12 protein-coding genes are annotated in these 15,023 nt (G+C 37.2%); 8 read left to right on the top strand and 4 right to left on the bottom strand.

The window, feature by feature from the left end; genetic code table 11:
* Positions 1-19: 19 nt before the first annotated feature.
* Both JTI58_RS03275 and JTI58_RS03270 read right to left on the bottom strand, forming a co-directional pair.
* Positions 20-1,444, bottom strand: a complete 1,425-nt coding sequence (locus tag JTI58_RS03275) for a magnesium transporter CorA family protein (RefSeq protein ID WP_205445182.1) — start codon at positions 1,442-1,444, stop codon at positions 20-22.
* A gap of 108 nt (positions 1,445-1,552) precedes the next feature.
* The gene (locus JTI58_RS03270) at positions 1,553-2,725 is read right to left on the bottom strand and encodes a MalY/PatB family protein (RefSeq protein WP_205445180.1); all 1,173 of its coding nucleotides are present in this window, start codon (positions 2,723-2,725) and stop codon (positions 1,553-1,555) included.
* Between the two features lie 72 nt (positions 2,726-2,797).
* Between JTI58_RS03270 and JTI58_RS03265 the strand changes: the two genes are divergently transcribed.
* Entirely contained in the window at positions 2,798-3,058 is a 261-nt protein-coding gene (locus tag JTI58_RS03265) for a DUF1871 family protein (RefSeq protein ID WP_004228396.1), read from the top strand.
* Positions 3,059-3,137: 79 nt separating this feature from the next.
* Here the strand turns inward: JTI58_RS03265 and JTI58_RS03260 are convergent, their stop codons facing one another.
* Positions 3,138-4,478, bottom strand: coding sequence for a sodium-dependent transporter (locus tag JTI58_RS03260; RefSeq protein ID WP_205445179.1), 1,341 nt, complete (start codon positions 4,476-4,478; stop codon positions 3,138-3,140).
* A gap of 200 nt (positions 4,479-4,678) precedes the next feature.
* Between JTI58_RS03260 and JTI58_RS03255 the strand changes: the two genes are divergently transcribed.
* From JTI58_RS03255 to yugI, 3 genes are all read left to right on the top strand, one after another.
* A complete protein-coding gene (locus JTI58_RS03255) occupies positions 4,679-5,227 on the top strand; it encodes an RNA polymerase sigma factor (protein WP_205445177.1) in 549 nt (182 codons plus the stop codon).
* Positions 5,220-6,857 (top strand): hypothetical protein, encoded by a 1,638-nt coding sequence (locus JTI58_RS03250; RefSeq protein ID WP_205445175.1) that lies wholly within the window; start codon positions 5,220-5,222, stop codon positions 6,855-6,857. The genes JTI58_RS03255 and JTI58_RS03250 overlap by 8 nt, the downstream gene beginning before the upstream one ends.
* A gap of 84 nt (positions 6,858-6,941) precedes the next feature.
* Complete coding sequence (yugI, locus tag JTI58_RS03245) at positions 6,942-7,319, top strand: S1 domain-containing post-transcriptional regulator GSP13 (protein WP_004228409.1); 378 nt, start codon at positions 6,942-6,944, stop codon at positions 7,317-7,319.
* Between the two features lie 43 nt (positions 7,320-7,362).
* Here the strand turns inward: yugI and JTI58_RS03240 are convergent, their stop codons facing one another.
* Positions 7,363-8,670 carry an AAA-type ATPase lid domain-containing protein gene (locus JTI58_RS03240; RefSeq protein ID WP_205445174.1) on the bottom strand — a complete coding sequence of 436 codons (1,308 nt, stop codon included), beginning with the start codon at positions 8,668-8,670 and terminating at the stop codon, positions 7,363-7,365.
* 145 nt (positions 8,671-8,815) lie between these two features.
* On the opposite strand from JTI58_RS03240, the gene pruA reads away from it, so the two are divergent.
* The 4 genes from pruA to JTI58_RS03220 all read left to right on the top strand — a co-directional run bounded on the left by pruA (position 8,816) and on the right by JTI58_RS03220 (position 14,666).
* Positions 8,816-10,360, top strand: coding sequence for an L-glutamate gamma-semialdehyde dehydrogenase (pruA, locus tag JTI58_RS03235; RefSeq protein ID WP_205441196.1), 1,545 nt, complete (start codon positions 8,816-8,818; stop codon positions 10,358-10,360).
* A gap of 250 nt (positions 10,361-10,610) precedes the next feature.
* Positions 10,611-11,804 carry an ornithine--oxo-acid transaminase gene (locus tag JTI58_RS03230; RefSeq protein WP_205445172.1) on the top strand — a complete coding sequence of 398 codons (1,194 nt, stop codon included), beginning with the start codon at positions 10,611-10,613 and terminating at the stop codon, positions 11,802-11,804.
* Positions 11,805-11,887: 83 nt separating this feature from the next.
* Positions 11,888-13,132: a Glu/Leu/Phe/Val family dehydrogenase gene (locus tag JTI58_RS03225; protein WP_004233781.1), complete on the top strand. Its 1,245-nt coding sequence runs from the start codon at positions 11,888-11,890 to the stop codon at positions 13,130-13,132.
* Between the two features lie 370 nt (positions 13,133-13,502).
* Positions 13,503-14,666, top strand: coding sequence for an iron-containing alcohol dehydrogenase (locus JTI58_RS03220; protein ID WP_205445171.1), 1,164 nt, complete (start codon positions 13,503-13,505; stop codon positions 14,664-14,666).
* The last annotated feature ends 357 nt before the right edge of the window (positions 14,667-15,023 follow it).

Here is a 15,023-nt window from a genome sequence, read left to right as displayed (position 1 = left end):
AGCAGATTCTTTTATTGTATTATTTTTTAAAGCGGCGAATACTATTTTGCAGTGTTTTGAGGACAGTGAAACAAACCAGTACGAGTGACAAGCCAATCCCACTCAATGCAGTAATAAAGGCTACCCATTCAAAGAGTGTATAACTACCGATGCTATCGAAATCACTGCTATCTTTCCAACCTTCAATGACTAAGTTCATACCGTAAATACCGGATACAACAGTAAAAACTGTTAAAATAAACAGTAAATTATTACTTCGATTATCAGATTGGTCTTCTTGTATACGATACAAACTATCCAATGTTGCTTTAGTTTCCAGATAATGTTCATTTATACGGAAATACTTTCGCAGCATTTGAGAAATTTCTCTGCCTTCTGTTCTTACAATGACTTCTTCAAAATAATAGCGTGCAGAGAACTTTGTAATCAGCTCGATTAGTTCATTGATAACCTGCTTATCTTTGCCCCACTTTATTTCACTATACTCATAGGAAAGCTTTAAGAGCATCATTTTATAAAAATAATGAATGAACAAGTTGTAATAGTGCGTACCCATAAATTCTTGAATACTATGAGTACATTTGTCAAACGGCCTATTTGTAATTGTCATCTGTGCCTGTGACGAGGTGATAATATAACTATTAGGTGCCCAGCGTGTATGGGCGTGCTCTTGTACATAATTAGAGATATAGTGAGGATTCGTGCTAGAAATAAAGGGCTTGCCATCTGGTGTCCTACCATCAACTTGCCCTAATCGAAATAAATGCTCAGGTAATAGTTTAGCCTCTTCCTTAGCAATGAAATAAGCTGAGGCAAACATTCGCTCATCTTCAAAGAACGGTAAGCCTTCGTAGCTGTGGTCTTGTTGATGTAATAGAAAAGGCTGTAAATAAGGTATAAAATACTTAAATAATAATTCACTTGTAGAAGAACAATGACCAAATGAAAAATGATGACTGGCACCTTTCTCCTCTCGTAGCTTAGCCTCTAATACTCTAAAATAATGAACAAAATTTAATATATCACTTAGATCATGTGATTGATCTGTAATATTTGTTCTTACTGTTATAATGCCATTCCCAAAAGGACATAATGTCACATCGATACTCATTACTTCGTAATTATAATTGATTTGACTTTCTTGAAGATGTAAGGAACCTTGTGTATAAAATGCTTTCGAAAAACGAATAAAGTCAGGGCTATTCATTTCGTTTGGAAATAATTTATCCTCCAGAAAAGGATAGAAAAATTGAGCAAGCTCCTCATGTATAATCGTCATGTCACTGTAAAAGGCGTCTTCAAGAGATGTGTTTTTCAAGGTGAAAAAAGAAAAACCTTCCTTTAGTAGTACATCACCAATTTTTTGACGATTTTTTGTGGAATAGGCGAAAGGAAATAGGAATGTCATATAGGCACGTTTAATCGTTAATGGAACGATGTCCATGTAAAACACCTCTTTTAAAATCCAACTGATAAGAAACTTTTCCACAAAATTATGATTTTAAACATAAAAAGGCTATCTCCAAAAGTAGAGATAACCTTTCAACCATTTTTATTCTGCAAAGACCTTTTTAAAACGCTCGACTCCATCTTTCACAGTATCAAATGAACAAGCCAAATTCATTCGTAGGAAGCCACGACCTTCTTCTCCGTATTTTGTCCCTGGTTCTAGTGCCAGCTTGCCGATTTCTAGTAAGCGATTCATGATATCCTTCTCTTCAAGCGCTAGCTCTCGGTAATCAATCCAGATTAAATAAGTGGATTGAGGAATCGTAACACGAATGCCTGGAATCTGCTCTAATTCAGCTTTCACATAATCCATGTTAGCAGAAATATAAGGAAGTAATTCATCTAACCAAGGAGCTCCTTCTGTATAAGCAGCATGAAGGGCAACAGAAGCAAATGTATTTAATGAGCCTTGTCCACTCGCCATATTGATGGCCTCTAGCTGCAGGCGTTTTTTCTTATCTGTTACAATCATATATGATACTTGAATGCCTGCTAAGTTAAATGTTTTAGTAGGAGCCATACACGTAACAATGCGATTGATTTCATCCCCTGCAACTTTAGCTAAAGGTATATGCTTATCCCCATTGATCATTAAATCAGCATGGATTTCATCAGAAATAATGATGACATCGTATTTAGCACAAAGTCGTACAATTTCCTTTAAAGTAGCTTCATCCCATACATAGCCTCCTGGATTATGAGGGTTACAGAATATGTAGGCTTTCACATCTTGTGCTAAAGCCTGCTCGAAGGCTTCAAAATCATAGACAAACATTCCATCTTCTTCAACTAATGGGCAGCTTACAACTTCACGACCATTACTTTTTGGTATGTTAAAGAATGGCGGATAAACTGGTGGTGAAATGAGTACTTTGTCACCAGGGTTAGTTAGTGCTACAATGCTGTTAGCTAATGCAGCGACCACGCCATTACAGAATAGGATGGCTTCTTTCTCAATGTGCCAGTCATGGCGAGTACTTTGCCAGTCTACAATGGACTGGATCGCTTCTTCGCTCATAAAACTATAGCCAAAAATAGTTTGTTCAGCATGTTGTTGTAAAGCCTTTGAAACAGCTGTAGGTGCAGCAAAATCCATATCAGCTACCCACATTGGCAAGATATCTGCCGCATCGTTTAGGCCATAAACCTTTTCCATTGCGTCCCATTTTACAGAGTTTGTACATCGACGTTTGATAGTTTGATCAAAAATAGACAAGCAAATCACTCTTTTCTTTTTTTTTTACTATGGTATCATACGAGTATGATCAAAGGATAATAGGTGAGTATTTTGGAAAATATTAAGATGAATCAAGCAGCTGTCCATCTGCTAGAGGAGTGGGATCCATTCCACTTAGGTCCAGACCATTATGATACAGAAACAGCAGATGTAGTAGCAGCCTTGCAAGGGATTGATGATCCATCGACACTTGCAAAAGTTATTCAAGAAACATATGAGCATTCGTTTGAGCAATGGATACCGTTTGAAGATTGTGTAGCCATTTCTTACAAACTAATTGCCATTAAATTTGAAGCGAAATGTATTATTTAAAATATTTTGCATATTCCTTATAAAAAAAGGGGTTGTCAATGGACAACCTCTTTTTTAATGGAGTGATTGAGGTTAATACTTATTTAAATAAAGGTAAAATCCCCTGAATGAAAATGACCAAAATGGCGAGTGGGGAGACGTAGCGAATTAAAATGTACCAAATATTAAACAGGAAGCTAGATGCAGCTAATTCCTTACGTGAAATATCCTTTGTATAATAATAACCTGCAAAAATTGAAATCAACAAAGCTCCTATCGGCATACCGATGCTATTGGTCATAAAATCAACAAAGTCAAAAATAGAGCGATCTAATATTTTTACATCGGATAATATACCAAATGAAAGGGCACTTGGAATACCAACGATGAAAATAATGATTCCACCAATCCAAGCAATCTTTCTACGTTTTTCTGATTTATCACCAATGGCGATAGCCACGACAATTTCTAACATGGAAATGGAAGAAGTCACTGTAGCAAAAAGTAACAGAATGAAGAAGATTGTTAAGAATAAGCCCCCAAGAGGTAACTGTTCGAATACAGCTGGCAAAATAATGAATACTAAGCCAGGCCCTTGATCGGGTGTATAGCCAAGTGCAAATACTGCTGGGAAAATAACAAGGCCCGCCAGTAAAGAAATAATAATATTCATGGATGCTACATTTATCGCAGAGTTACCAATCTTCTCTTTTTTAGACAAATAGGAAGCATATGTAATCATAACGGCAATACCTACACTTAATGAGAAGTAAGCTTGTCCTAAAGCCATTAAAAATGTTTCAGCATTAAAATAGGACCAATCAGGTACAAACATAAATTTAACGCCTTCCATGGCCCCGTCTAAAGTTAAAGAGCGGATAACTAGGACAATAAAGAATATAAAGAGGAGAGGCATCATCCATGTGCTGGCTTTTTCAATACCACCCTTAATACCTGCTGACACAATGACTACTGTTAATAACATAAATAGTCCCTGTACAAGAGCGGCTTCAAATGGACTTGAAATAATCTTGCTAAATAAATCGGCGTAGTTGATGTCAGAGCCAGCATTCGTTAGCTTAAATGTAAGGGCACGACCCAAGTAGCTTAAAATCCATCCACCGACAACGCTGTAGAAGGATAAGATAAGGCCTGCGATCACCATACCGCCCCAGCCAATCAAATACCATGGCTTCCCTGGCGCTTGTTCCTTAAAGGAAGTGACAGCATCTTTTTGACCTCTACGACCAATCATGAACTCAGCAATGAGCACTGGTAAACCAATAAAAAATGTACATAAAATAAATAATAAAATAAAGACACTACCGCCATTCGTACCTGCCATATAGGGAAATTTCCAAATGGCTCCCAGCCCTATAGCACTTCCTGCGGCAGCTAAAATAAACCCAATTTTAGTTGTAAATTGATCCCTCGATGACACGAAAATAAATCCTCCTTATACTAAAGTTTTATTTTACCTCAATATTCTCATAACACAAGCAAATATCAGAAAATTGATGATAGATCGGAAGACATTTGATGGAGTAAAAATATAGAATGATGACATATAAGGAAAGACATCTAATTTATGTAACAATTAGGCAGATTGCATCGTTCCATTAACAAAAAGGGGGGATAGCCATGATGGAGGTTGAATTAATAGCAAGGGCACAGCAAGGAGATAAAGAGGCCTATATCGAGCTTATCCGCAATCATCAACGAACCGTTGAAAAGTTTGCCTTTCAATGTGGTGTACATACGAATGATTTAGCTGATGTTTCGCAGGAGGTATTTGTCAAACTGTATCGCTTTTTACATCAATTTAAACAGGATCGATTTACAACGTGGCTCTATAAAATCACATTAAATGCTACTCGTGATTATTATCGTAAGGAACAGCGACAGCAGGCAAAAGAGGACAAGCTACATGCCCAGCAGCAAAAGACCTATTCATCTGCAGAAGAGAATGTTCTTTTGTTCGAAGAGGACAGGCATCTACACAGTGCCATTCAGGCCCTTGATGAAAAATACCGTTATCCTCTCGTGTTGTATTATTTCCACGAATTAAAATACGAAGAAATCGCTGAAGTCTTAAATATTTCACTATCGACGGTGAAAGTGCGATTATTACGTGCGAAGGAAAAGCTAAAGGCAGCATTAATGCAAGATGGGAGTGTTGAAAATGGATGATAAGCAATTTGATCAACGTATGGCACTACTGAAAAAATCCTATGAACGAATGGAACCGAAGCTTGATCCACAACGTGTTCTTCAGCAAATTGAAGCTGAGGATAATGTAAGGGAGTCTCTAGAAAGTATGAATACGGTTCGAAAGCCTTCTGCAAGATGGCAAAAATCGGCTGTATGGATCGCAAGTATTGCCAGTGTGCTTTTGGTAGGTATTCTAATTTCGTCTTATATGTTCCATCCTTCAGCACTCGTTCATTCAGATGAAGAAAAAATAGAAAGCAACTATGAAGATTGGTTTTCTAGATTTCAAAAGAAGTATCATGAAAAACGTGAAAAAACACGCCTTGAGCTCAATATACCTGAGGAAGATTTTAAGAAACTAACATTTGTTGTATCTGCTGATAATATATACAATGATAAAGCTAAAAATAAAAAAACAGTTTTAAATAGAATGGCTGATGATCCAAAATATTTAACACAATTAGAGCAAGAAATATTAGACTGTTTGCAAACACCTCGAGAACTGATAGAGCAAATTGAAACGTATGAAAAACCGATGTCATTTGCCGAATCTAGATATTTCTTTAGCATATATTACTACGCAACGAAAGATGTTTTGAAATATTATACAAATGAACTTTCTCAGTTTAATACGGTACTTTCACAAGCAAAGAAAGATTATCCTAAAGAACTAAATGAATTGATTGCAACGACCAAAAAACAATATTTCGAGTTGTCACATGATGGGAATACCTATAGTTTTAAAACAAATCCTCTATTTATGAAAGATGCACCAGTCTCTATTGACCATCTTCATCCTGATATCTTGGGCTTGTTTAAATATTTGGCTATGGGCTCTTTATTCAATGGTGAGGACTTACGATTTTCTGTAGAAGAATCTGCTCGTATTTTAAAATTATATGAAAGAACATTAGTAAAAGACTTATCATCATCAGGACTTGATTTCCAATTACACAATTTAAAGAAAGAGTTTGAAAATACGTGGCTCGTACTTTTAAAAGGTACAGATGACAAAAATAGATACTCCCCCGAACATATAAAGCTATTAAATGATACGGTAAATGGGAAGTATGGAGACTCGATGCGCTTGACTGCACAATTTATCCTCGAAGAATTTAAGGGAAAAGGAACATTCAAAATAAGGGAAAAACTTACAACGCAGGATATTGGGATGGCGCTTTCATATTTACGTAACGATGTCTATATGGAATCAGAAGATGGTTCGACAAGCTTACGAATTGATTACCGGTGGATTATCCAAACGGAAGGTTTATACAATGCGTATACGTCAAGCAAAGATGATATGATCCTAGATTCATTAAATCCAATGAACGTTGTAAGTCTATTCTTATATGCACAAGGAAAAGGAGATCAAGAAACAGCTAAACGGTTATTGTCTCAAGATGTAGATTTAAATAAAGTGGTTCAATTTGATGGTATGGAACATTTTACAGTTCTTTATGCCATAGATGCCTCTCAAACAACCATTAAAGCAGGTGTTAAGCCAGAATCAGTTCAGATGATTGGTCAGCATTTAACCTTCCAGTTAGGTACAGTAACTACAGGAATAGATGAAAAACGTTACATCATTACAGCCATTTCCGAGTAAGGAGATTTTTTGCCCCGTATTTACACGTATGTTATAATTTAAGCGATATATACGTAGCAAACAAAAAGAAAGTGGGCAAAGGTTATGGTAAAAAAATATGAATTAGGAGACGTGTTGACCGGAAAAGTTACAGGTATTCAACCATATGGTGCATTTGTTGCGCTAGATGACAATACGCAAGGCCTTGTGCATATTTCGGAAATAACATACGGCTTTGTGAAGGACGTTAGTGAATTTTTAGCGGTTGGGCAAGAAGTAGAAGTCAAGATTCTTGAAATCGATGAAGAGGCCGAAAAAATTAGTTTATCGATGAGAGCGCTACAGGATCGCCCAGCAACAGTAAGAAAAAAAGATGCACCACCACGAAAATCATTGCAGGACCGTGTAGATGAATCGGATGCGAATGGTTTTAATTCCTTAAAAGATAAATTACAGGACTGGATTGAACAATCTGGTCAATAAAAAAACGAGGATGCTTTCGAATGAAGGTATCCTCGTTTTTTTGCTATTGTTTTTTTATTTTGCGGATTCGATATTGTAGGTTTTGTCTGCTCATACCAAGTGCATTCGCTGCCTTTGTAATATTGCCCTCATATAAATTTAAGACATTTTGCACATAATATGATTCGGCTTCACGCAAATAGGCATCGAGTGGCATGACATTGTGATTTTGATGGAACATAAAAAATTCGGGTTCACGATTGTTTGTATCTTGCTGCTGCACTTTGAAGCGGAAATGTAAAGGTAATAAATCTGAAGTAACAGTGGACTCCGTAGTCATAAATGAAACAATCTCATCCAGTAGTAGCTCCAGTTCCTTTAAATTGCCTGGCCAATCATATTGTAAAAATAATTCCTGTACATCTGGTGCAAGTTCAGTGACTTGGGAGGCAAAGCGTTCTCGATGTCGACTAAAATAATCATCGACAAATGGAAGAATATCTTCTTTTCGATCCGTTAAATTGGGAATGGTAATAGCCATTGTTGCAAAAAAATAATAAAGAGATTTAGACAGCTTTTTTTCGGCAATCAATGTAATAGGGTCACTGCCCACACTTCCAATTAGCATATATTTGGACTGTGGAAGCGAATGCAGTATATCTAAAAGCTGCTCTTGAATGTCTAAGCTTAAAAAATCGATACGTTCAAAGAAAAAGGTATAATCTTTATCTTCTTCTAATAGCTGTTGTAATTTATCAAGCACCGATTGAGCTGAACGGCGACTAACGAGTGTCACAAAGGCGTCAGGATCGGGGGAAGCTGCGTGGTGAATTCCTTCAGCTACTAAATCTTTCCCTGTGCCAGATTCGCCAATTAATAATACTGGTAATTTTACAGCGGCTGCTTTTTTAGCGTTTTCGATAACCTGCTTCATTGATTCAGAATCAGCTTTAATCATATCAAATGTTAATGGTTCATCGTAACGACGAAGGGGTTGATAAACAAGCTTTTCCAGTGAGGTAATATCACGTGCAAATTCCATTGCGCCAATTAGTTTACCTTCAACAAAAAGTGGAAAAGTATCATTGATTGTTGTAATTTCATGGCCATTTTTATTCCAGTAGGATTGTTTAACATTAATTTCTTTTTTTCCTGTTTGTAAAACACGCATTAAAGTACTTTCGTGTTGTCGGAAGGAAAACATTTCAATAATGGAACGATCTGCAAGTTCATCAAAATGAAATCCTTCAATTTCTTTCATTTTTGTATTATAAATAATCGTTTTGCCAGAGAGGTCTACTGCATGAATACCAACGGATACATTTGTTGCAATAAACTCATAAAAAGGTAGTAAAGGTTCAGAATTTTTCATAAAAATGTGCACCTCAAAAATTTTTTACTTGAAATATGCAACGAAATTTTGCATTATAATAAGTGTAAGAATATTTTATACGCAAAGATATTTTGCGTCAATGTTTTTTGCATACCCAAATACATTTCACAAGGGAGGATTAAGTATGATTCCATACAAACACGAACCATTCACAGATTTTTCACAAGAGGCAAACTACAATGCTTATGTAGAGGCTTTAAATAAAGTTGAAGGTTATTTAGGTCAAGACTACCCACTAATTATCGGTGGCGAGCGCATTACAACGGAAGATAAAATTGTTTCGTACAATCCTGCAAAGAAAACAGAAGTCATTGGTCGCGTTTCGAAAGCAAGCAAAGATTTAGCTGAAAAAGCAATGCAAGCGGCAGATGAAACATTTAAAACTTGGAAAAAAGTTGATCCAGCGATTCGTGCGGACGTTTTATTCAAAGCAGCAGCGATTATTCGTCGTCGTAAACATGAATTCTCTGCTTTATTAACAAAAGAAGCTGGGAAACCATGGGCAGAGGCAGATGCAGATACAGCAGAAGCAATCGACTTCTTGGAATATTATGGTCGCCAAATGCTACGCATTAAAAACGGTCAACCAGTAGAAAGCCGTCCAGGTGAATACAACCGTTATGACTATATTCCACTAGGAATTGGTATCGTCATCTCACCTTGGAATTTCCCATTTGCAATTATGGCTGGTACAACAGTAGCTGCTTTAGTAACAGGGAACACAGTTTTATTAAAACCAGCTTCAACAACTCCAGTTGTGGCGTATAAATTTATCGAAGTATTAGAAGAAGCAGGCCTTCCAGCAGGTGCAGTGAACTTCGTACCAGGTTCTGGTGCTGAAGTAGGTGACTACTTAGTTGATCATCCAAAAACACGCTTCATCAGCTTCACAGGTTCACGTGATGTCGGCTTACGTATCAACCAACGTGCATCTGTGTTAAATGACGGTCAAATTTGGATTAAACGCGTTATCGCTGAAATGGGCGGTAAAGATACAATCGTAGTCGATAAAGAAGCAGATTTAGAATTAGCTGCACAATCAATCGTGAAATCAGCATTTGGCTTCTCTGGTCAAAAATGTTCAGCATGTTCTCGTGCTGTTATCGTAGAAGATGTATATGACCAAGTGGTGAACCGTGTAGAAGAGTTAACAAACGCTCTAACAGTGGGAGATCCAACAGATTTCAGCAATTTCATGGCAACAGTAATCGACCAAGCAGCATTCAATAAAATTACGGAATACATCGAAATCGGTAAAGGCGAAGGTCGCCTAGTAGCTGGTGGTACAGCGGATGATACAGTCGGTTACTTCGTACAACCAACTGTATTCGCGGACGTAGAGCCTTCTGCTCGTATTATGAAAGAAGAAATCTTCGGACCAGTCGTAGCGATTGCAAAAGCAAAAGATTTCGACCACGCGATTGAAATTGCAAACGATACAGAATACGGTTTAACAGGCGCTGTTATCACAACTAACCGTGTGAACCTAGAAAAAGCGCGTGAAGAATTCCATGTAGGAAACCTTTACTTCAACCGTGGCTGTACAGGTGCAATCGTTGGTTACCAACCATTCGGTGGCTTCAACATGTCAGGTACAGATTCAAAAGCAGGTGGCCCAGACTACCTACAACTGCATATGCAAGCAAAAACAACATCAGAAATGCTTTAATTTTCATATTGACGTGAGGGCTATTCAAAGTAAGTAGAAATTGAGGCATTTTGAATGAATTTGTGACACTTCTCTAGGTAACGCTACACTGGCTAAAACCGTAGACATCCATGACGTAGTTTACCTTGGAGAAGTTAGCAAATTTATCGTTTGAATTGTTGTTAAATTCTTAATCATTCTACTTATAGTGATACATAGTCCCTTTCTATTAAAAGTTTTTCATCATGATTTAGTAAGGAGAGAATAGGATATGACAAAAACTCAACAAGTTATTGAACAAACACAAAATTTTGGTGCAGCAAACTATCATCCACTGCCAATCGTTATTTCAGAGGCTGAGGGTGCTTGGGTTAAAGATCCAGAAGGCAACAAATATTTAGATATGTTATCAGCTTATTCAGCTGTTAACCAAGGACACCGTCACCCAAAAATTATCGCTGCTTTAAAAGAGCAAGCTGATAAAGTAACATTAACTTCACGTGCTTTCTACAGTGAAAACCTTGGAGAATGGTATGAGCTAGTAGGGAAATTAACAAATAAAGAAATGGTATTACCAATGAATACTGGTGCTGAAGCAGTAGAAACTGCGTTTAAAGCAGCTCGCCGTTGGGCATATGATGTAAAAGGCGTAGAAGAGGGTAAGGCTGAAGTTATTGCATGTAATGGTAACTTCCATGGTCGTACAATGCTAGCTGTATCTTTATCTTCTGATGAAGAATACCGTCGTGGTTTTGGTCCAATGCTACCAAACGTTAAATTAGTAGATTACGGTAATCTTGAAGCTTTAAAAGCTGCTATTACACCAAACACTGCTGCATTTTTAATTGAACCAATTCAAGGCGAAGCTGGTATCGTAATTCCAACAGAAGGCTTCTTAAAAGCAGCTCGTGAACTTTGCCGTGAAAACAATGTACTATTTATTGCTGACGAAATTCAAGCTGGTTTAGCACGTACAGGTAAAATGTTTGCTTGTGATTGGGAAGAAGTAGAACCAGATATGTATATCTTAGGTAAAGCACTAGGTGGCGGCGTATTCCCAATTTCTTGTGTGGCTGCAAACCGTAGCATTTTAGGTGTATTCAACCCAGGTTCACATGGTTCAACTTTCGGAGGTAATCCTTTAGCTTGTGCAGTTTCAATTGCATCTATTAAAGTTTTATTAGATGAAAAATTAGCAGAGCGTTCACACGAACTTGGTGAATACTTCAAAGGTAAATTAAAAGAAATTAACAACCCTGTTATTAAGGATGTACGTGGTCGCGGTTTATTTATCGGTATGGAGCTAACAGAAGCAGCTCGTCCATACTGTGAAAAACTTAAAGAATTAGGTCTATTATGTAAAGAAACACATGATACAGTAATTCGTTTTGCCCCACCACTTGTTATTTCTCAAGAGGATTTAGATTGGTCAATTGAACAAATTGAAAAAGTATTTAAACTTTAACAAAATGTTCACAATTTAATTCGGAAGTATGTTACAATGATGCCGATAACTATCATTAAAAAAAACAAAGAGGCGATTTAATAATGTCTGAAAACTTAAATCTTTTCACATCAACTCAAGATGTCATTCAAGATGCTCTAAATAAACTTGGCTATGATGAAGCAATGTATGAATTACTAAAGGAACCGCTTCGCATGCTACAAGTACGCATTCCAGTGAAAATGGATGATGGTACAACGAAAGTATTTACAGGTTACCGCGCACAACATAATGATGCTGTAGGACCAACTAAAGGTGGGGTTCGTTTCCACCCGCAAGTGTCTGAGGAGGAAGTTAAAGCGCTTTCAATGTGGATGACATTGAAATGTGGTATTGTCGATCTACCATACGGTGGTGGTAAAGGCGGTGTCATTTGTGATCCTCGTCAAATGTCTATGGGCGAAATTGAACGCTTAAGCCGTGGTTATGTACGTGCAGTAAGTCAAATCGTGGGGCCAACAAAAGATATTCCTGCGCCAGACGTATTTACAAATGCACAAATTATGGCATGGATGATGGATGAATACAGCCGCATGGATGAATTCAACTCCCCAGGCTTCATCACTGGGAAGCCACTAGTACTTGGTGGTTCTCAAGGTCGTGACCGTGCGACTGCACAAGGTGTTACAATCGTAATCGAAGAAGCAGCTAAAAAACGTGGTATTGATATTAAAGGTGCTCGTGTTGTTATTCAAGGATTTGGTAACGCAGGTAGCTTCCTTGCGAAATTCATGCATGACTTAGGTGCAAAAGTAATCGGTATTTCAGATGCTTATGGTGCCCTTCATGATCCTGAAGGTTTAGATATCGACTATTTATTAGATCGTCGTGATAGCTTCGGAACAGTAACTACTTTATTTGAAAACACAATTTCAAACAAAGAATTATTAGAGCTTGATTGTGACATTTTAGTGCCAGCTGCTATTGAAAATCAAATTACAGCTGACAATGCACACAATGTTAAAGCAAATATCGTAGTAGAAGCAGCAAACGGTCCTACAACTGCTGAAGCAACTAAAATCTTAACAGAGCGTGGCATTTTACTTGTACCAGACGTATTAGCCTCTGCTGGTGGTGTGACAGTTTCTTACTTCGAATGGGTACAAAATAACCAAGGTTATTATTGGACAGAAGAAGAAGTGGAAGAACGTCTATACAAAAAAATGGTTGAAGCATTTGACAATGTTTATACAACAGCTACAACACGTAACATCAATATGCGCTTAGCGGCTTACATGGTAGGTGTTCGCCGTACTGCAGAAGCTTCACGCTTCCGTGGATGGGTTTAAGTAATCAAAAGATAAGATAATGAGTCATTCCTAAATTAATGGGATGACTCATTTTTTTCATTTTTATTCGATTGAATAAGGTGGTCTAGGCGCTGTTCTAATAGCATCTTTTTTTCTTTCCTTATTTTTTGGATTTTAAAAAATCTTAGCAGAAAAAAGCCCAAAATAATGGTTACAGCAGCAATTATAATAATAAGCATGTGCAAAATTTCCTTTTATTTTATGTATTAAATAGTACTATACAACTATTGCCTGAACAAAATCTGAACAGTTTGATAAAACCTTTAGAAATAGCAAAGTGTTGCAGCGTTTAATCTTTGCTTTCTCTAGCGCAATTATGAGAAAATCCAACTAGAAAGGGGCGAATTAGATGGATCCATTTACTTTTTTTAACCCAGTGAAACTGCATTTTGGTGAGGACGCACTGGAAAAATTACCGAAAGAATTAGAGCAATTTGGGAACAAGGTTTTAGTTGTATATGGTGGCGGAAGCATTAAAGCGAATGGTGTATACAATGCTGTTATAGAGAAATTACAACAGGCGGATAAAACGATTTTTGAATTAAGCGGTGTAGAGCCAAATCCACGAGTAGAAACAGCTAGACGTGGTATTGAACTATGTAAAACAGAAGGAATTGACTTAGTTCTGGCTGTTGGTGGTGGTTCAGTAATCGATTGTTCTAAATTAATCGTTGCTGGTGCAAAATATGATGGCGATGCTTGGGATGTCGTGACACGTAAAGTGTTAGTAGAACAGGCCTTACCACTAGGAACAGTGTTAACACTTGCTGCTACAGGCTCTGAAATGAATGCTGGATCGGTGATTACAAATGCTGCTACAGAAGAAAAACTAAGTTGGGGTAGCCCAGCAGCCTTCCCAAAATTTTCAATACTAAATCCAGCATATACAGTGACTGTACCTAAAAACCACACTGTCTATGGAATTGTTGATATGATGTCACATGTATTTGAGCAATATTTCCATAACACAACGAATACCCCAATTACAGACGAAATGTGTGAAGGTGTATTGCGAACGGTTATTACGACAGCTCCAAAATTAGTAGAGGACCTAGAAAATACGCAGTTACGTGAAACCATTCTATTAGCAGGGACAATTGGTTTAAATGGATTCTTATCCATTGGTTCTCGCGGGGATTGGGCATCCCATAATATTGAACATGCTGTATCGGCTGTATATGATATTCCACATGCGGGTGGTTTAGCGATTCTTCAACCACATTGGATGCGTCTAAGTGTACCAGTAAATCCTGCGCGTTTTGCAGGTATAGCAACACGTGTATTTGGAGTCGATGCAACTGGTAAGACAGTTGAAGAGGTTGCTTACGAGGGAATTGATTGTTTATCTGCATTTTGGACATCATTAGGAGCGCCTAATCGTTTAGCTGATTACGATATTGATGATTCGAAATTCCAACAGATTGTTGATCATGCTATGCAAAATGGACCTTTTGGAAACTTTAATAAATTGCAAGAGCAAGATGTAAGAACTATTTTACAAAATTCTCTTTAAACATAAAGTATGAGGCTATGTTGATAGCCTCATACTTTTTTATTGCAAGGTTAAGAAAAATTAACGATAAATGTTGAATTTTGTCGTAGAAGTTTCTTTAGTCCTGCAATATAATAAAATAGATAGATAATAAAAGGGTTAAAAATATATTTTTCTTTGTTTTAAGTGAGAAAAGTCACGTTTTTTATTGAGTCATTCAACCTATATTGTCGATTGTTTTACTATAAGGCGATTTTTGAATGATAGAAACGAACAGTTTTTTGTCGTAATCACTCAACTGATATGTCGATGTTCAGAAGTTGTTCAGTCACCTTTATTAAAATAATTACAATATTAAACAAAGAGGAGAGGGATCAA

It is taken from the genome of Lysinibacillus fusiformis (assembly GCF_016925635.1).
In the GTDB taxonomy this organism is placed as follows: domain Bacteria; phylum Bacillota; class Bacilli; order Bacillales_A; family Planococcaceae; genus Lysinibacillus; species Lysinibacillus fusiformis_F.
Note: the sequence above shows the minus strand (reverse complement) of the source record. Positions and strands in the feature narration are given on the sequence as shown.